This is a genomic window from Methylomonas methanica (assembly GCF_001644035.1).
In the GTDB taxonomy this organism is placed as follows: domain Bacteria; phylum Pseudomonadota; class Gammaproteobacteria; order Methylococcales; family Methylomonadaceae; genus Methylomonas; species Methylomonas methanica_A.
Genome location: NZ_LUUG01000059.1, coordinates 1 through 14,154 on the forward strand (window position 1 = coordinate 1; position 14,154 = coordinate 14,154).

A 14,154-nucleotide genomic window follows, 5' to 3' on the forward strand; every position below is an offset into this window, starting at 1 on the left:
CCAGATTTAGTTATAACTCAAGGTCATTTTTAGTCTTCCATAAATTTTAATAAATGGTTTTATAGTTATTGACTATCTTCCAGTTTCAAACGCTATATAACAATTTAGACTGAACGAATGGAGCAAACAACTAAAGTCAATCAGAAACATAAGGATCCATAACCATATCGCATCTAAAACGCTGAGATAGAAGCATAGACATCCCTGTCCGATTTGACGGAAAAAAGCTGACAGAAGGCTAACGTCTCCCCGACGAACTAGCTCTTCTGACGTCGCATGCCGCATTCCCACACCCTCATCCAAAACCACATTAAAAGCCAAATGCTTTATCATTGGGCCAGGATACGTACGGAACCCGCATAATTACAATGAATAACACTCCGCAACCCACCGCCAAATCTTTGATTTCTCCCGTTATTTTATTCGCCGCCACGCTGTTTATCAGCGCCACACTGATGTTCGTGTTGCAGCCGATGTTCGGCAAGTTGTTGCTGCCGCTGTTGGGTGGCACGCCGGCGGTTTGGAATACCTGTATGGTGTTTTACCAAACGCTGCTGTTTCTGGGCTACTTGTATGCGCATTGGCTGAGTTCGCGGCTGGGCAGTCAAAGGCAGATTCAAATTCATACCGCTTTGCTGGTTTTTAGCGTGATTGCGCTGCCGGTGGCGTTGCCGCCGGATTCCGCGCCGCCGACCGACGGCGATCCGACTTTATGGCTGGTGTGGACTTTGTTTCTAGCTATCGGCCTGCCCTTCTTTGTGGTCTCCACCACCGCGCCGCTGCTGCAAAAATGGTTTTCGCATAGCGGACATCATAGTAGCGACGATCCTTACTATTTATACGCAGCCAGCAACGCCGGCAGCCTGTTGGCTTTGTTGAGTTATCCGTTTCTGATTGAGCCGAATCTGGGCCTCGCCAATCAAAGACTGATCTGGAGCGGCGGCTATATTGGCCTGTGCGCCTTGATTTTAGTCTGTGCGATCAGCTTTTGGCGCAGCCAAGCCGATAAGGAAGACGAGGATGTTTTAACTGATGTCGGCATTGAACCGCCATCGACACTTGAGCAGTTGCGCTGGCTGGCGCTGGCTTTCGTGCCGTCCAGCTTGTTGCTAGGTTTGACCCAATTCATCAGCACCGACATCGCCGCTGTACCCTTGCTGTGGATCGTGCCGCTGACCCTGTATTTGCTGACTTTTATTTTGGTGTTCAGCACCTGGGCCGACCGCATCCGCCCCTGGATGTTGGCCGCGCAGCCGGCGGTCTTGACGGTGTTTATCGCCTATTCCTTCATCAACCCGGCCACCCTGCCCTATTGGCTGGATTTGATTCTGCACCTGCTGGCCTTCTTCCTGGCGGTGATGGTGTGCCACGGCGAATTAGCCAAAAGCCGGCCGCATCCGCACTATCTGACCCGCTTTTATCTGGTGATGTCCTTCGCCGGCATGCTGGGCGGTTTGTTTAATACCTTTGTTGCGCCGTTTATCTTTAATGCGGTGTATGAATATCCGATCATGATCGTCGCCGCTTTGCTGCTGCGCCCAGGCTTTTTCAACGGCAAATGGTTTTTACAGCCGATTTTCCCAGTGTTGGTATTGATCACCGGCCTGACGATTTATTTCACTACAGAACAGCTGTTCGACTACCTGGACTTGATCGGCGGCGCGCTGATTCTGCTGGCCGGTTTGAGTTATTCGCTGCGGCATAGCCCTATCGGTTTGGGCGTGTTGACCGGGGTAATTTTGCTGTTCACGCTGGGCTTGCACAGCATGGCGTCCAATACGATTTACCAGGAGCGCACCTTCTTTGGCGTAATGTCGGTGCGCGACACTGTCATCCCCGACGAAAACCAACGGCCGGAAACAGTCCGCGAGTTGTATCACGGCACCACCAAACACGGAGCGCAACGCCTGACCGCCGCCAACGTCACCACGCCCTTGACCTATTACAGCCGTCCCGGTCCCATCGGCCAGCTATTTGCGGAATTTGACGGTGAAAACCGGCACTGGCACATCGGCGCGGTGGGCTTAGGCGCTGGCGCGCTAGCCTGTTATACCAAGGAAGGCCAACTGTGGAAATTCTACGAAATCGACCCGCTGGTGGTGGAAGTGGCACAAAATCCGGCCTGGTTTACTTACCTGAATCGCTGTAACAAACAAGCGGAAATGATCGTTGGCGATGCGCGGCAATCGCTGCTGAAGGAAGCTGACGCCAGCTTTGACTTGTTGATCATGGACGCCTTCAGCTCGGACGCGGTACCCACGCATTTACTGACGCGCGAGGCATTGCAGCTATACTTTAGTAAGCTGAAAGACACCGGTTTGCTGGCGTTCCATATCACCAACCGCCATCTGGCTTTGAAAAAAGTACTGGCCGACCACGTTAACGAATTGCATCTGGCCGCCTTGATGCAGGAATTTAAACCGGAAACCGATGTCCCTCTAGTCATTGCCACCGACTGGGTGGTGATTGCGAAACAGCCCGAGCGTCTGCAACGCTTGCAGCAAAGCCGGCTGGGACATTGGCAGAAACTGCCGCTGACGTTTGGTCTACAACCCTGGACCGACGACTTCACTCATATTATTGGCATTTGGAAATAGGATAGTACATGCTCATTACGGACCTTGCCCAGCGTTGCGACGCCACCGCCCAGGGCGGCGACTCGACAACCTTTATTAATTCTGCGGCCGACATCATGTCCGCCCTTCCCCATCAAGTTACCGTCCTCAGCGACGGCAAATACAAAAAATATTTAAAAGATTCCAAGGCCTCTGCCTGTTTTATCGCCGAGCAACTGGTAGACGGCGAAATCCCGGAAAACCTGACCTTGCTGGTCTGTAAAGACCCGGAAATCAGCTTTTTAAATGCGGTTAAATTGCTACATCCGGAACCGGTGTTTAAACGCCAGGTTTCAGAGCATGCAGTGTTGGCCGACACGTCCACTTTAGGTTATGACGTGCATGTCGGGCCGTTTGCTACTATCGGCCAACAGAGCAGTATCGGCGACAGCAGCACCATCGAGGCCGGCGCCCGCATCGGTAATCACGTGATGATCGGCAAACACTGTCATATCCACCCCAACGCGGTAATTTACGACTACAGCATCATTGGTAACAATGTGATTATCCACGCCGGCGCGGTAATCGGTGCCGATGGCTTTGGTTATAAATTCAGAGACAACCAACACGTCAAAGTGCCGCATGTCGGTCATGTGGAAATTGACGATAACGTCGAGATCGGCGCCAATACCTGCATCGACCGTGGCGCACTGGGCGCCACCCGCATCGGTGCGGGCAGCAAGATCGACAACCTGGTGCAACTGGGACACAACAATATCGTCGGCCGCAACGTGATTATCTGCGGCCAGTCCGGCATCTCCGGCTCCTGCACCATCGAAGACGGCGCCATCCTGGCCGGCAGCACCGGCGTGGCTGATCATGTGAAGATCGGTGCGCGCGCGGTGGTGATGGCGCGTAGCGGTATCTCCGGTGACATCGACCCCGGTGCGCAAGTGTTCGGCAGCCCGGCCAAGGATCGTAAAGTAGCCTGGAAGGAATTAGCGGCTCTAGCAAAACTGCCGGAGCTGATGCAAAAATTTAAGGCGCTGGAAGCTCGGGTTCTCAAGCTGGAAGAGTAAACCGGCTTGTAGGGGCGATTTTAATCGCCCCTACAACTTGGCAAATTTCTATACAACTCAACAGGATCGAATCATGAACGACAAACAACGGGTCGCGGAACACGCGGTACAACACGTAAAACCGGGCATGATAGTGGGACTGGGCACAGGCTCCACCGCCAACTTCTTCATCGAAGCGCTGGCGCGTCGGCAAAACGAGGAAGACCTGAAGTTCAAGGTGGTTTCCAGTTCGGTAGTCAGCGCCAACAAGGCCAAACAACTGGGCTTGCCCCTGCTCGGTATGGAGCATATCGACGGCCTGGATTTATATGTCGATGGCGCCGACGAAGTAACTCCAGACCTGACTTTACTGAAAGGCCGCGGTTACGATCTGGTCCGCGAGAAGTTATTGGCCAAGGCCGCCGACTCGTTTCTGGTGTTGATCGATGCAAGTAAAAAGGTCAAACGCATCGGCGAGAATTTTCCGATTCCTATCGAAGTCAGCCCATTTGCCTGGCGCTTGGTGCAGCACAGCCTCGCAGCAATTGGCGGCCACGGGTCGTTGCGGCAAACTGCCAAACAAGACGGGCTGGTGGTTACCTCTCACGGCAGTCTAGTACTGGACGCGACCTTCGAATCGACCCCGGACGGCAAAACTCTGAGTGATCAGCTGAATGCAATTCCGGGCATTGTCGAACACGGTATTTTCAGCGGCCTGACCCGCGCGGTATTTTGCGGGCACGACGGCCAAGTTGAAGAGCAGTGGGCTTAATCGCTGACAGTTTATTCCTTTCCCAATTACAAACCCCAAAAACCGCCTAGCCGAATGGGTAAATTCTCACCCATTCGGCGGTTTACCCTCACGTCATAAAATAAAACGTCACGCTGAAAACCCCGGTAGCAGTGGAAAGCAGCTTCACTTTGTTAAGCAAAGGCAGCGACAACCAGTAATAGTGGCATTCGGTTTTTCGGCGCTCCCAGGCCAGCAGCAAAAACTGTACACACTTCCGGCAAAGGCGCGGCATAACCCGCCATAAGCCGTACAACAACAAACCGGCGATCAGTAACAGAATATAAAACGTGATGATCTGACTGCCGTGCCGCGACGTATGAAATAAATGTTCTACGGAATGTTCTATTCCTAGCTCGAACCATTCGTACAGAAAATGTAGCAGCTCGAAACACAGATGCAGAACATTCAGAAACAAATCAATCACCCTGTCATACATGGCAATGGACAGCGAGATGAGCCCCACAATAACCAAGTCAAAATGCTCTCTGATCATGTCAATCCTCCAAGATTTAGATTCGAAAAGACGCGTAAATAACAGGCTGGTTAGCGTTCTTCCACGGCCATCTGCCTATGGTATTCCGCCATTTGCCGGCTTTCTTTAGCGGCCATCTCCAAATCACGAACCATAGCGTCAGCTCGCGACTTCAAATCCTGAATCCGCTTTCCATACCTCCATGGCTTAGCCATATATTCTTCAAGCATTTCCCGTTCTTCCTGCGCATCTGCATCCAGCGTTTTAGCAACATCTTCGTAATGATCCGCAAGACGCATATGCGCATCTCGGGTATCAGCAGTCTGTACCGCCTTTGCCCAGCTGTGGGGCTTGGGGCCATTATCCGTCGCACAAGCGGACATCAATCCGACGGCAATAAATAGGGATGCTATGTTTTTAAATTTCATTGATGGTCTCCTTTGTTATTGTTTGTTTGGGCTCTCAACGTTTTCTAATGCAAAGTACTGTTTTTACAATCACTACCGATATTCAACAAAGGTACGGCGGAAATAAAGCGCCATTTACTCTTTTGTTGATCCAAATGATCCGTCTTCATCAAGGCTTGCTCAAAGGGTTGCAGGATATCGTCCAGAAGCGGAGTAAGCTTCGCCCCCTTATTAAGATATCGAATCGCTATCTTAATAGCAACACTTTAGCCTCTCATCGTATAAATTAGTCATTTCAAACTAGGATATTTTGCTTTAAGCAGCTGCTGCAACCAAACTGCGTATTGATAAACCGGATTGATCGGCGTGTTATCGACGAACCGTATATTATTGATTCCGTTAGTGGTCGACTGCGAGAATGCAAGAGTTAGAGCAGCTGTAGAAAGCTTGTCGAACCAGTTGCGCCCTTGAAGGTATCAGCGGAATCAACTTCTCCCGAGTTTCCTTAACCGATTGCCTTTTATCCCACCACTTTTGTGGTAGATGCCGCCGGAAACCTGGTTCATAATCGCCGCAAGCTGTCTTTTCGGGGAAAGCCTTTCAGTTTCAACGACCCAGCGTCGTGAAAATCCGGCGCCGCCAAAGGCCGCCGACAGCCCAAGCACCGGTGTTTATCCGGCCGAAATCAAGAGGAGAACCGCATGTCACAATTAGAAAAAAACCAGGAAGCGCCTTTCTTTAGATCCGCCAATCAAGACAACAAATTGATTTATCTATCTGACTACAAAGACGAAAAGAACGTCGTGCTGTACTTCTACCCCAAAGACGACACCCCCGGCTGCACGATAGAAGCCAACGATTTCACCGCCCTGGCCGGCGAATTTGACGCCCAGGACACCGCGATCATCGGCGTCAGCAAGGACGATTGCCAAAGCCACCGCGACTTCATCGCCAAATACGGCCTGAACGTGCAACTGCTGGCAGACACCTCCGGCGACCTTTGCGAAGCTTACGGCGTTTGGCAGGAAGTGGAAAAAGAAGGCGTGAAAAAATGGAAAATCGTCCGCTCGACGTTCATCATCGGCAAAGACGGCAAGCTGATCGAAGCCATGTATGGTGTCAACCATGAGGGGCATGCCCAGGCGGTGTTGGATATTATTAAGGGTTTGAGTGCGCCGGCAGAGGCGTAAATACCAATAAGTCGGGTTGCGGCTGACGCCGAACCCGACCTACAGCTGACGGATATTAACCAGCACAGGGATTAAGCCGCTGCCCACGACCGCATGTCCAGATATTTGCTCTTAGCTGTGACCGCCTTGGCGTCATATCAGCTTTGATATTGCTCAAGCCGTTCAGAGATGTATTTTTCCGGATCCATCAGTACCCCCCAAATTGAAAACTCATCGTCCACCGACCAGAACTTTAAGCTGGCGGCGGGTTTGCTGCCGTATGCCGCTCCGATTACCGGAGCTTTCGCCGGGAACAACCCGAAGGAGCGATGCAAGGATGCATAGCGTTGCCGAAGGGGGAGGAAGCCCCTTCTGGCAACCCCCGGCGAAAGCGACAAATTTGCTTGGAGCAAATTTGAACAGCCAACGGATGGCCCGAAGGGCGAAAACCATGGATGGTTTTCGTAGCAACGCAGTAGATAAGCGGCATCCGGGTGTCTTTTCTTTTGGATACTTTTCTTTTGACAAGCAAAGAAAAGTATCGCGGTTGCCGGTCCGAGAACCGACATTAAAGTTTTCGTCGCGATAGCGATACAAATCCCAAATTTCCGTGTGGGCATAGAAACCGTCTCCACCCTACAAATTATTGAATCAGTCCAGGTGTGGGCTGGTCGGATGAATTGTGAATCCCAGTGATTCTAGTCTGCTCATTTCACTCAATAGACCTTCAACTGCTGTCCGTAGCTTCTTACCTTTAAGGACGTAGACGTTATCTGTTGCATCAATCACGCGGATTTCTTGAATGCCTTTATGTCGTATGTGACCACAAGGAATTAGACCGACTAGATTTCTTTGTGGAGCAACTTCTGAGCCTCTAGGAATCAAGAAGAAAAGAGGATAGAAGGTTTTTCCATCATTATCGGTAGCTTCAATTTGTTCAAAAAAGATGGATTCATGGCCTGGGTTTATAATCTTTATGGCGAGAGCCAAAAAATTTCCAATTCCGTTCCCGTTAGGTTCATGGCGCCAGCCACAGTCAAGTTTGAGATGTGGGCGCTTCAGAAGGTGTGTTACCAATCCCCCTACGAGAGAAAAAACCGGTTTTACCAATATTTCAATTCCGAACATAGCGACTTATCTAAGGCAATAGAGGGTGCATATTCCGTTAAAAACCTTCCGGAATCTGTTGAAAAACGATTTGGCAGTCAGATTTATTAGTTCGAAATTTCAAGCCGATTTAACATTCCCCCCATGCAACCCACATTCCTTCTTCGCCGCATCTTCCCACCACCAACGCCCAGCCCGCTCGTGCTGATTCGGCAATACCGGCCGGGTGCAAGGCTCGCAGCCGATGCTGATGTAGCCGTGTTTGTGTAGCTCATTAAACGGTACCTGATAGGCTTCGATGTAATCCCACACCTGTGCGGATGACCAGTTCAGCAGCGGGTTGAACTTAATCAGCTGTTTGCCGGGGCCGGAGAAGCCGCCGTCGAGCTGTACTTCTGGAATATCGCCGCGGGTATCCAGGCTTTGGTCTTTGCGCTGGCCGGTGATCCAGGCGTCCAGCGTCGCCAGTTTACGCTTCAAAGGCTCAACCTTGCGGATGCCGCAGCATTGCTGGTGGCCGTCGTCGTAAAAACTGAACAGGCCTTTTTCTTTGACAAAGGCGTCAAGCGCTTCGCGATCAGGGCTCAAAATATCGATGTTGATGCCGTAATGCTTGCGTACTTGTTCCAGGAAGCGGTAAGTCTCCGGATGCAGGCGGCCGGTATCCAATGAAAATACTTGAATGTCTTTTCTGATTTGCAAGGCCATGTCGATTAGCACCACGTCTTCCGCACCGCTAAAGGAGATAGCAATATTATCGAAATTGGCTAGCGCGGCTTTTAGAACGGTGCGCGGATTTTTGCCTTGCAGTTCGGTTTGAACGCTGGCGAGGTCGAATGCGGTCATGGGTTTAGCTCTGGGCAAAGTAACGGGATAAGTATTCGTCAAAGTCCAACTTGTCGTTGGCTTCAATGTCGGCTTGTTTTTTTAGCGAGGCGGCGGCCATATCTTCGAACTGCCTTTGCGTTTCATCGTCCAGCGGTTCGGCGTTGAAATAATGCTTATGCAAGGCCGAGGTGTTGCTGGCAAAGCAGCCAAATTCCTGGCCGTTTTCGCGCATGCACGCCAGAATCCGCGCCGACGGCGTCAGCGCCGGGTTGTCCACCACCGCCAGCTGATGTTGTAAGGCCAGTTGGTAAGGACGCTCCAGGCTGCCTCTATCCAGCACCGCGCAGATCGGTTGCATCGCGTACAGAATGCTGTGTGCCCATTGCTGCATCGTCACGGTTTCGCCGTTGCGGTTCAACTGCAAACCGGGCTTGCGGCCTTGATTGGCGACCAATAATTGATTGCTGTTGTTAATTTGGAATTCGTCCGGGCCTTGCAGTGGGCTGTCCTGCAACAGGCAGTACAGCAAGAATGCCTCGACAAAGCGGGCGGTACTCTCGTCGATGCCGATAGGATTCAGCAGATTCAAGTCCAGCGAGCGCATTTCCACATACAGCACGCCGCGCCGTTTCAGAGCCAGGGTTGGCTTCTCGCCGGATTTGGCGATCTGCTTGGGGCGCATGGTGCTGTAAAACTCGTTTTCGATTTGCAGGATGTTGGCGTTGAGCTGCTGGTATTCGCCGTCCACCTTGACGCCGATAGCTTCGTAGTCCGGATACGGGGTGTTGATGGCCGCGCTCAGGCTGTCTACATAGCCGTCCAGTGAGTTGTAATCGATCTTCAAGCCCGCCTGATTCTTGCTCTTATAGCCGATGTCGCTCATCCGTAGCGAGGTGGCATAAGGGTGAAATACGGTGTGTTCGTCAAACTCCTTGAATTGCTCCATCAACTGCGGACGGCTTTTGAAGAAAGTCTTGCAGATGGCCGGCGAGGCGCCGAACAGGTACAGAATCAACCAGCCTTGGCGGTGGAAGTTGCGGATCAAACCAAAATACGCATCGGAGATAAAGCTTTCCAGGCTGGATTCGCTGGCGCGTTGCCGATGCAGGGCCGGCCATAAATCTTCCGGTACCGAATAATTGAAATGGATGCCGGCGATAGCCTGCATGGTGCGGCCGTAACGGTGCCATAAGCCCTTGCGGTAGACATGTTTCATCTTGCCAATGTTGGACGAGCCGTATTCCGCAATAGGGATGCTCAAGTCGCCGTCGATTCCGCAGGGCATGCTGGTGGCCAGCAGCATTTCTTCGCCCAGATGCGGGTAGACGAACTGGTGGAGCTGGTGCATGTAATCCAGGGTTTGGCGGATGTCGGCAAACGGCGGGGTGATAAATTCCAGCAGCGCTTCCGAGTAGTCGGTGGTGATGTAAGGGTGCGTCAACGCCGAACCCAGCGCCTTGGGATGCGGCGTTTGCGCGATCTCACCATGCTCGGTAATGCGCAGGCTTTCTTTCTCGATGCCTTTCAGGCCTTGCTTTAACAAGTATTGTTGATCCTGATCGATCAAGTATTTGAGGCGGTCGGGTAGTCGGCAGTAAGTCATGTTCATAGAAGATTTGGGCGCCTGCTGCGGCTTGGGTAAGCATGGCATTATATAGGTTGGCTTTGGAATTATTGAAATTGGCTGAGCGGTAAGCTGGGTTTTTGCAGGGGTAAGCGCTAAATCCCGGTAATTAAAATATCAATGGCGGCGATGATTTCCGTGCGCAAATAAGACAGGTCGGTGGCGGTTTCGCCCAGGTTGGCAACGGGAATACCGGCCATTTGCTGCATTAGCAGCAGGTATTGCTCGTCACCCAGAGTGAAAACCGGATTCAGCTTGTCGATAGCCGAGCCGGTTGCCGAATGTATGGCCGGCACGACTAAACGGGTTTTTAGGCTTTGCAGTAATTCGGCTTGTACATCCAGCAAATACGGATAATTGGCACGGGTTTGCTTATTGTTATTCCGGTATAACGTGAACTGCGCCATTAAAAATCTCGCAAGCCGTCACTAAAGCTGCCGCATTCTTCAACGCGTTGATTGTATTGCGCGATAGCCTGCTGATTGTCCTGCAACCACTGTTGCCGTTGCTTTTGTTTGACGATTTCGGTCAAGGCTTGCTCCAATGTGGCGGACAGATTAATTTTATAATCTTTCGCCTGGCGTAATAGCTCGGTGCTGATGCTGAGGTTGGTGGCTTTTTTGCCGGATGTATTCAAGGCGCTGCGCATGGTTCGTCCCCGGGTATTGTTTGCGCATGGATTATACGTATGCAATCTGTGATTTAATAGCCGCACCGCTCATACTTGTTTCGCTTACAGTCGATTACCCCTATCCTCATCATGACCCATTCCCCCGCCCTGCAAACCCTGCGTAGCGTGTTCGGCTACGATAGTTTTCGCGGTCAGCAGCAGCAAATTATCGAGCAATTGATCGGCGGCCAGGATGTGTTGGTGTTGATGCCGACCGGCGGCGGCAAGTCCTTGTGTTATCAGATTCCGGCCTTGGTGATGGATGGGGTGGGGATCGTGATTTCGCCGCTGATTGCCTTGATGCAGGATCAAGTCAGCGCCTTGCATCAGGTGGGTGTGAGAGCTGCCTATTTAAACTCAACGCTCACCCTGGAGCAGGTGCGCGAGATCGAGCAAAAGTTGCAGGCCGGCGAGCTGGATTTGCTGTACATCGCGCCGGAGCGGCTATCCAACGTCAGAACCCAGGCCTTGTTCGCCCGTTGCGAGATTGCTTTGTTCGCGATAGACGAGGCGCATTGCGTGTCGCAATGGGGCCATGACTTTCGTGCCGACTACTTGTTGTTGTCGGTTTTGCACGAACAATTTCCGCAAATACCGCGGATTGCCTTAACTGCCACTGCCGACGAACGCACCCGCCAGGAAATCATTACCCGCCTGGCACTGGAGCAGGCGCAAGTATTTGTCAGCGGTTTCGACCGGCCGAATATCCGCTATCGCATCATTCAAAAAGATAACGCCCGTCAGCAATTATTGACCTTTATCCGCACCGAACATCCCGGCGATACCGGTATCGTTTATTGCTTGTCGCGCAAGAAAGTCGAGGAAACCGCCGAGTGGTTGAATGATAAAGGTCTGAAAGCCCTGCCGTACCACGCCGGCATGGAGCATCGAGAGCGGCAGAAAAATCAGCACCAGTTTTTGATGGAAGACGGTTTGATCATCGTCGCTACCATCGCCTTTGGCATGGGCATAGACAAACCCAACGTGCGCTTTGTGGCCCATCTGGATTTACCGAAAAGCGTGGAAGCCTATTATCAGGAAACCGGCCGGGCCGGGCGGGACGGTTTGCCCGCCAATGCCTGGATGGCTTACGGTTTGCAGGATGTGTTGACCTTGCGACAAATGCTTAGTGCCTCCAATGCCGACGAGGCGCATAAGCGTGTGGAATTGCATAAGCTGGATGCGATGCTGGCCTTGTGCGAAATGGTCAGTTGTCGACGGCAGGCCTTGCTGGCTTACTTTGGGGATGTGCTAGAAGAGGGCTGCGGCAATTGCGATACCTGCCTGGAGCCGGTGGAAACCTGGGATGGCAGCGTTGCCGCGCAGCAAGCCTTGTCGTGCATCTATCGCACCGGCCAGCGCTTTGGCGTGACGTATTTGATCGACGTGTTGCTGGGCAAAGCCGACGACCGTATGCGCCAATTCGGTCACGATAAGCAGTCGACGTTTGGGATCGGCAAAGCGCTGGACGAGAAGCAATGGCGCTCGGTGTTTCGACAATTGGTTGCCAAGTCCTTGGTAGAAATCGATTTCGAAGGCCACGGTAGTTTGAAATTGACCGATGCCTGCCGACCGGTATTGCGCGGCGAGCAAACCCTGATGTTGCGCAAGGATGTGCAAATTGCCAAAACCCGGCGCGAGAAAACCGAAAAACGCCAGCCAGGCGGGGCGGCGGACAGCGCCCTGTGGAATGCCTTGCGTGCCAAACGCAAAGAGTTGGCCGACGAGCAGGATGTGCCGCCCTATGTGATTTTTCACGATGCTACGTTGATGGCTATGGTCGACGCCCGGCCGCGCAATCATCTACAACTGAGCATGCTGTCCGGCATCGGTCAGCGTAAGCTGGAGTTATACGGCGATGAGTTTCTGGCGGTGCTAGCCCAGTTCGACGACGAACCACCGGCGTCGGCGACCGACTCGGTGGCGGAAAGTCTGGATTTGTTTCGATTGGGTTACAGCGTCGAGCAAGTGGCCAAGCAGCGCAGTTTGAGCGAGGACACCATTTACAATCACATGGCTAAAAGTCTGGAGTTGGGCTTGGTGGCGCTGGGTGATGTGTTGAGTTTGTCGCCGGCAGAAGTCAGTGAAATCGAGGCGGTGTTGTTAAGCTTGCCGGAAGAGCAACGTAATGCCTTGAAGCCGGTCTACGAGCAACTGGGTGGTGCTTACAGTTACGGTGTGTTGCGTTGCGTCAGAGCGGCTTTACAGCAGCAGCTTGGCTGAGCTTGTCGTGCGTGAAGCGATAATCGGTTTTCAGGCAATGATCCAGCCATTTTTGCAGGAAATAGTTTAAGCGCCATTTGTAATTCCTGATTTCCACCAGACTGCCGGGGTTTTGATAGACCTTGTCTACCGCTGGCCGGTCGATATCGCGCAGTACTTCCGCCAATTGCGCATCCAGATAAATCCGAATCTTCACCGCGGGCACGATTTGTTCCGACAGCTGTTGATCGAAACAATGGCTGAGTTCGATCGTCAAGGTGTAAGGATTACGTTCCAACACTTCCAGATACAGCGCGGGTTTGTTCTGCGTCAGACCGACAGCGGTCTTATCAAAAGAGCGCAGATTCGGAATCAGCCTGAACAGCTTTTGATAATTGGATTCGCAGATCTTTTCCAAACAAAGTGCCGTGTTGACCGGTTGCACCAGGCTCATCGTCACTCTTCCCGATAACAAGCATTGGCGCTGGCGGTTTCCCACAGCACCACTTGATCGACATTAAAGCCTTGTTGTTTGACATGTTGGTAGATCATCTTGCTCAGCACTTCGGCGGTCGGATGTTCGTCGATAGCCAAAAACTGTTCGTTGTTGGCGACCAGCGCCGGAATGATAGGGTCGTCTTTATGCAGCAAAAAGTTGTGATCCAGCACCTTATTTATAAACCCATCCACGCAGTCTTTCACGTCCGAAAAATCGCAGACCATGCCTTGGTCGTTGAGCTGGTTTTGTTTGATGGAAATGCTGGCTTTGACGCTGTGACCATGCAGGTTACGGCACTTGCCCGGATGGTTCATCAGGCGGTGGCCGTAGCAAAAATAAACTTCTTTGGTGATGATATACATAGAGTGTTACGTCCTTGTGAGGAACGGGTGCTGTCCTTAGTTGCCTTTGATGCTTTTAATCGAAGCGGCGATTTCAAAATTGCCGTCGCCTTGCTTGACGCTACGCACCACTTCGATAAAAGCCGTCATCGGTGGGGTGATTTGGGTTTTCGGCATGATGCTGACTTCCATCGCCAGACCGATCTCGAATGGCCGTTCGGCAATAAACGATACGCCAGCGCCACTAAGCGTCGTGCATCTGCCGGTGCTGACCTCGCTGGAATCGGCCAGCTTATAGGTAATGTCACAGTCCACATCCATACGGATGTAATCGCGTTTTTCATCATGATTCAGCATTGGCTTCCCCCGATTCGGATTGGCAGTGGTTGGGTAAAAAATCAGTGGCAAGGAGTTTACTATAAAAAACCG

The 14,154-nt window shown here is 52.0% G+C and carries 16 protein-coding genes; 5 read left to right on the forward strand and 11 right to left on the reverse strand.

Annotated features, from left to right (window positions below):
- Positions 1-368 precede the first annotated feature (368 nt).
- From A1332_RS08230 to rpiA, 3 genes are all read left to right on the forward strand, one after another.
- Positions 369-2,597, forward strand: coding sequence for a fused MFS/spermidine synthase (locus A1332_RS08230; protein ID WP_064008020.1), 2,229 nt, complete (start codon positions 369-371; stop codon positions 2,595-2,597).
- An 8-nt stretch (positions 2,598-2,605) separates the two neighbouring features.
- The gene (gene lpxD, locus A1332_RS08235; RefSeq protein ID WP_064008021.1) at positions 2,606-3,634 is read left to right on the forward strand and encodes a UDP-3-O-(3-hydroxymyristoyl)glucosamine N-acyltransferase; all 1,029 of its coding nucleotides are present in this window, start codon (positions 2,606-2,608) and stop codon (positions 3,632-3,634) included.
- Positions 3,635-3,707: 73 nt separating this feature from the next.
- Entirely contained in the window at positions 3,708-4,385 is a 678-nt protein-coding gene (gene rpiA, locus A1332_RS08240) for a ribose-5-phosphate isomerase RpiA (protein WP_064008022.1), read from the forward strand.
- A gap of 88 nt (positions 4,386-4,473) precedes the next feature.
- On the opposite strand, the gene A1332_RS08245 is transcribed toward rpiA, so the two are convergent.
- Positions 4,474-4,899 (reverse strand): hypothetical protein, encoded by a 426-nt coding sequence (locus A1332_RS08245; RefSeq protein WP_064008023.1) that lies wholly within the window; start codon positions 4,897-4,899, stop codon positions 4,474-4,476.
- Positions 4,900-4,949: 50 nt separating this feature from the next.
- Entirely contained in the window at positions 4,950-5,306 is a 357-nt protein-coding gene (locus A1332_RS08250) for a hypothetical protein (protein ID WP_064008024.1), read from the reverse strand.
- A 680-nt stretch (positions 5,307-5,986) separates the two neighbouring features.
- Between A1332_RS08250 and A1332_RS08260 the strand changes: the two genes are divergently transcribed.
- On the forward strand, positions 5,987-6,475 hold the full coding sequence (locus tag A1332_RS08260) for a peroxiredoxin (RefSeq protein ID WP_064008026.1): 489 nt from the start codon (positions 5,987-5,989) through the stop codon (positions 6,473-6,475).
- Positions 6,476-6,612: 137 nt separating this feature from the next.
- Here the strand turns inward: A1332_RS08260 and A1332_RS08265 are convergent, their stop codons facing one another.
- The 6 genes from A1332_RS08265 to A1332_RS08290 form a co-directional block, all read right to left on the reverse strand.
- Positions 6,613-7,074, reverse strand: coding sequence for a hypothetical protein (locus tag A1332_RS08265; RefSeq protein WP_064008027.1), 462 nt, complete (start codon positions 7,072-7,074; stop codon positions 6,613-6,615).
- Between the two features lie 31 nt (positions 7,075-7,105).
- Positions 7,106-7,582, reverse strand: a complete 477-nt coding sequence (locus A1332_RS08270; RefSeq protein ID WP_064008028.1) for a hypothetical protein — start codon at positions 7,580-7,582, stop codon at positions 7,106-7,108.
- A gap of 99 nt (positions 7,583-7,681) precedes the next feature.
- Entirely contained in the window at positions 7,682-8,407 is a 726-nt protein-coding gene (locus A1332_RS08275) for a phosphoadenylyl-sulfate reductase (protein WP_064008029.1), read from the reverse strand.
- Between the two features lie 4 nt (positions 8,408-8,411).
- Complete coding sequence (gshA, locus tag A1332_RS08280) at positions 8,412-9,998, reverse strand: glutamate--cysteine ligase (RefSeq protein ID WP_064008030.1); 1,587 nt, start codon at positions 9,996-9,998, stop codon at positions 8,412-8,414.
- Between the two features lie 110 nt (positions 9,999-10,108).
- Positions 10,109-10,420, reverse strand: coding sequence for a CcdB family protein (locus A1332_RS08285; RefSeq protein ID WP_064008031.1), 312 nt, complete (start codon positions 10,418-10,420; stop codon positions 10,109-10,111).
- Positions 10,420-10,662, reverse strand: coding sequence for a type II toxin-antitoxin system CcdA family antitoxin (locus A1332_RS08290; RefSeq protein ID WP_064008032.1), 243 nt, complete (start codon positions 10,660-10,662; stop codon positions 10,420-10,422). Before A1332_RS08290 ends, A1332_RS08285 begins: the two co-directional genes overlap by 1 nt.
- A 111-nt stretch (positions 10,663-10,773) precedes the next feature.
- Between A1332_RS08290 and recQ the strand changes: the two genes are divergently transcribed.
- On the forward strand, positions 10,774-12,906 hold the full coding sequence (gene recQ, locus A1332_RS08295) for a DNA helicase RecQ (RefSeq protein WP_064008033.1): 2,133 nt from the start codon (positions 10,774-10,776) through the stop codon (positions 12,904-12,906).
- Here the strand turns inward: recQ and A1332_RS08300 are convergent.
- The 3 genes from A1332_RS08300 to A1332_RS08310 are packed head-to-tail and all read right to left on the reverse strand — an operon-like array spanning position 12,875 to position 14,082.
- Positions 12,875-13,339: a DUF1249 domain-containing protein gene (locus A1332_RS08300; protein ID WP_064008034.1), complete on the reverse strand. Its 465-nt coding sequence runs from the start codon at positions 13,337-13,339 to the stop codon at positions 12,875-12,877. The genes recQ and A1332_RS08300 overlap by 32 nt on opposite strands.
- A 2-nt stretch (positions 13,340-13,341) precedes the next feature.
- Positions 13,342-13,746, reverse strand: coding sequence for a 6-pyruvoyl trahydropterin synthase family protein (locus A1332_RS08305; protein WP_064008035.1), 405 nt, complete (start codon positions 13,744-13,746; stop codon positions 13,342-13,344).
- Positions 13,747-13,782: 36 nt separating this feature from the next.
- Positions 13,783-14,082 (reverse strand): PilZ domain-containing protein, encoded by a 300-nt coding sequence (locus A1332_RS08310; protein ID WP_064008036.1) that lies wholly within the window; start codon positions 14,080-14,082, stop codon positions 13,783-13,785.
- Between the last annotated feature and the right edge of the window lie 72 nt (positions 14,083-14,154).

Excerpts from the sequence above, each read along its gene's own strand:
- A1332_RS08230 (WP_064008020.1), top strand. The coding sequence starts at position 369 with ATGAATAACACTCCGCAACCCACCGCCAAATCTTTGATTTCTCCCGTT.
- lpxD (WP_064008021.1), top strand. The coding sequence starts at position 2,606 with ATGCTCATTACGGACCTTGCCCAGCGTTGCGACGCCACCGCCCAGGGC.
- rpiA (WP_064008022.1), top strand. The coding sequence starts at position 3,708 with ATGAACGACAAACAACGGGTCGCGGAACACGCGGTACAACACGTAAAA.
- A1332_RS08245 (WP_064008023.1), bottom strand. The coding sequence starts at position 4,899 with ATGATCAGAGAGCATTTTGACTTGGTTATTGTGGGGCTCATCTCGCTG.
- A1332_RS08250 (WP_064008024.1), bottom strand. The coding sequence starts at position 5,306 with ATGAAATTTAAAAACATAGCATCCCTATTTATTGCCGTCGGATTGATG.
- A1332_RS08260 (WP_064008026.1), top strand. The coding sequence starts at position 5,987 with ATGTCACAATTAGAAAAAAACCAGGAAGCGCCTTTCTTTAGATCCGCC.
- A1332_RS08265 (WP_064008027.1), bottom strand. The coding sequence starts at position 7,074 with ATGCCCACACGGAAATTTGGGATTTGTATCGCTATCGCGACGAAAACT.
- A1332_RS08270 (WP_064008028.1), bottom strand. The coding sequence starts at position 7,582 with ATGTTCGGAATTGAAATATTGGTAAAACCGGTTTTTTCTCTCGTAGGG.
- A1332_RS08275 (WP_064008029.1), bottom strand. The coding sequence starts at position 8,407 with ATGACCGCATTCGACCTCGCCAGCGTTCAAACCGAACTGCAAGGCAAA.
- gshA (WP_064008030.1), bottom strand. The coding sequence starts at position 9,998 with ATGAACATGACTTACTGCCGACTACCCGACCGCCTCAAATACTTGATC.
- A1332_RS08285 (WP_064008031.1), bottom strand. The coding sequence starts at position 10,420 with ATGGCGCAGTTCACGTTATACCGGAATAACAATAAGCAAACCCGTGCC.
- A1332_RS08290 (WP_064008032.1), bottom strand. The coding sequence starts at position 10,662 with ATGCGCAGCGCCTTGAATACATCCGGCAAAAAAGCCACCAACCTCAGC.
- recQ (WP_064008033.1), top strand. The coding sequence starts at position 10,774 with ATGACCCATTCCCCCGCCCTGCAAACCCTGCGTAGCGTGTTCGGCTAC.
- A1332_RS08300 (WP_064008034.1), bottom strand. The coding sequence starts at position 13,339 with ATGAGCCTGGTGCAACCGGTCAACACGGCACTTTGTTTGGAAAAGATC.
- A1332_RS08305 (WP_064008035.1), bottom strand. The coding sequence starts at position 13,746 with ATGTATATCATCACCAAAGAAGTTTATTTTTGCTACGGCCACCGCCTG.
- A1332_RS08310 (WP_064008036.1), bottom strand. The coding sequence starts at position 14,082 with ATGCTGAATCATGATGAAAAACGCGATTACATCCGTATGGATGTGGAC.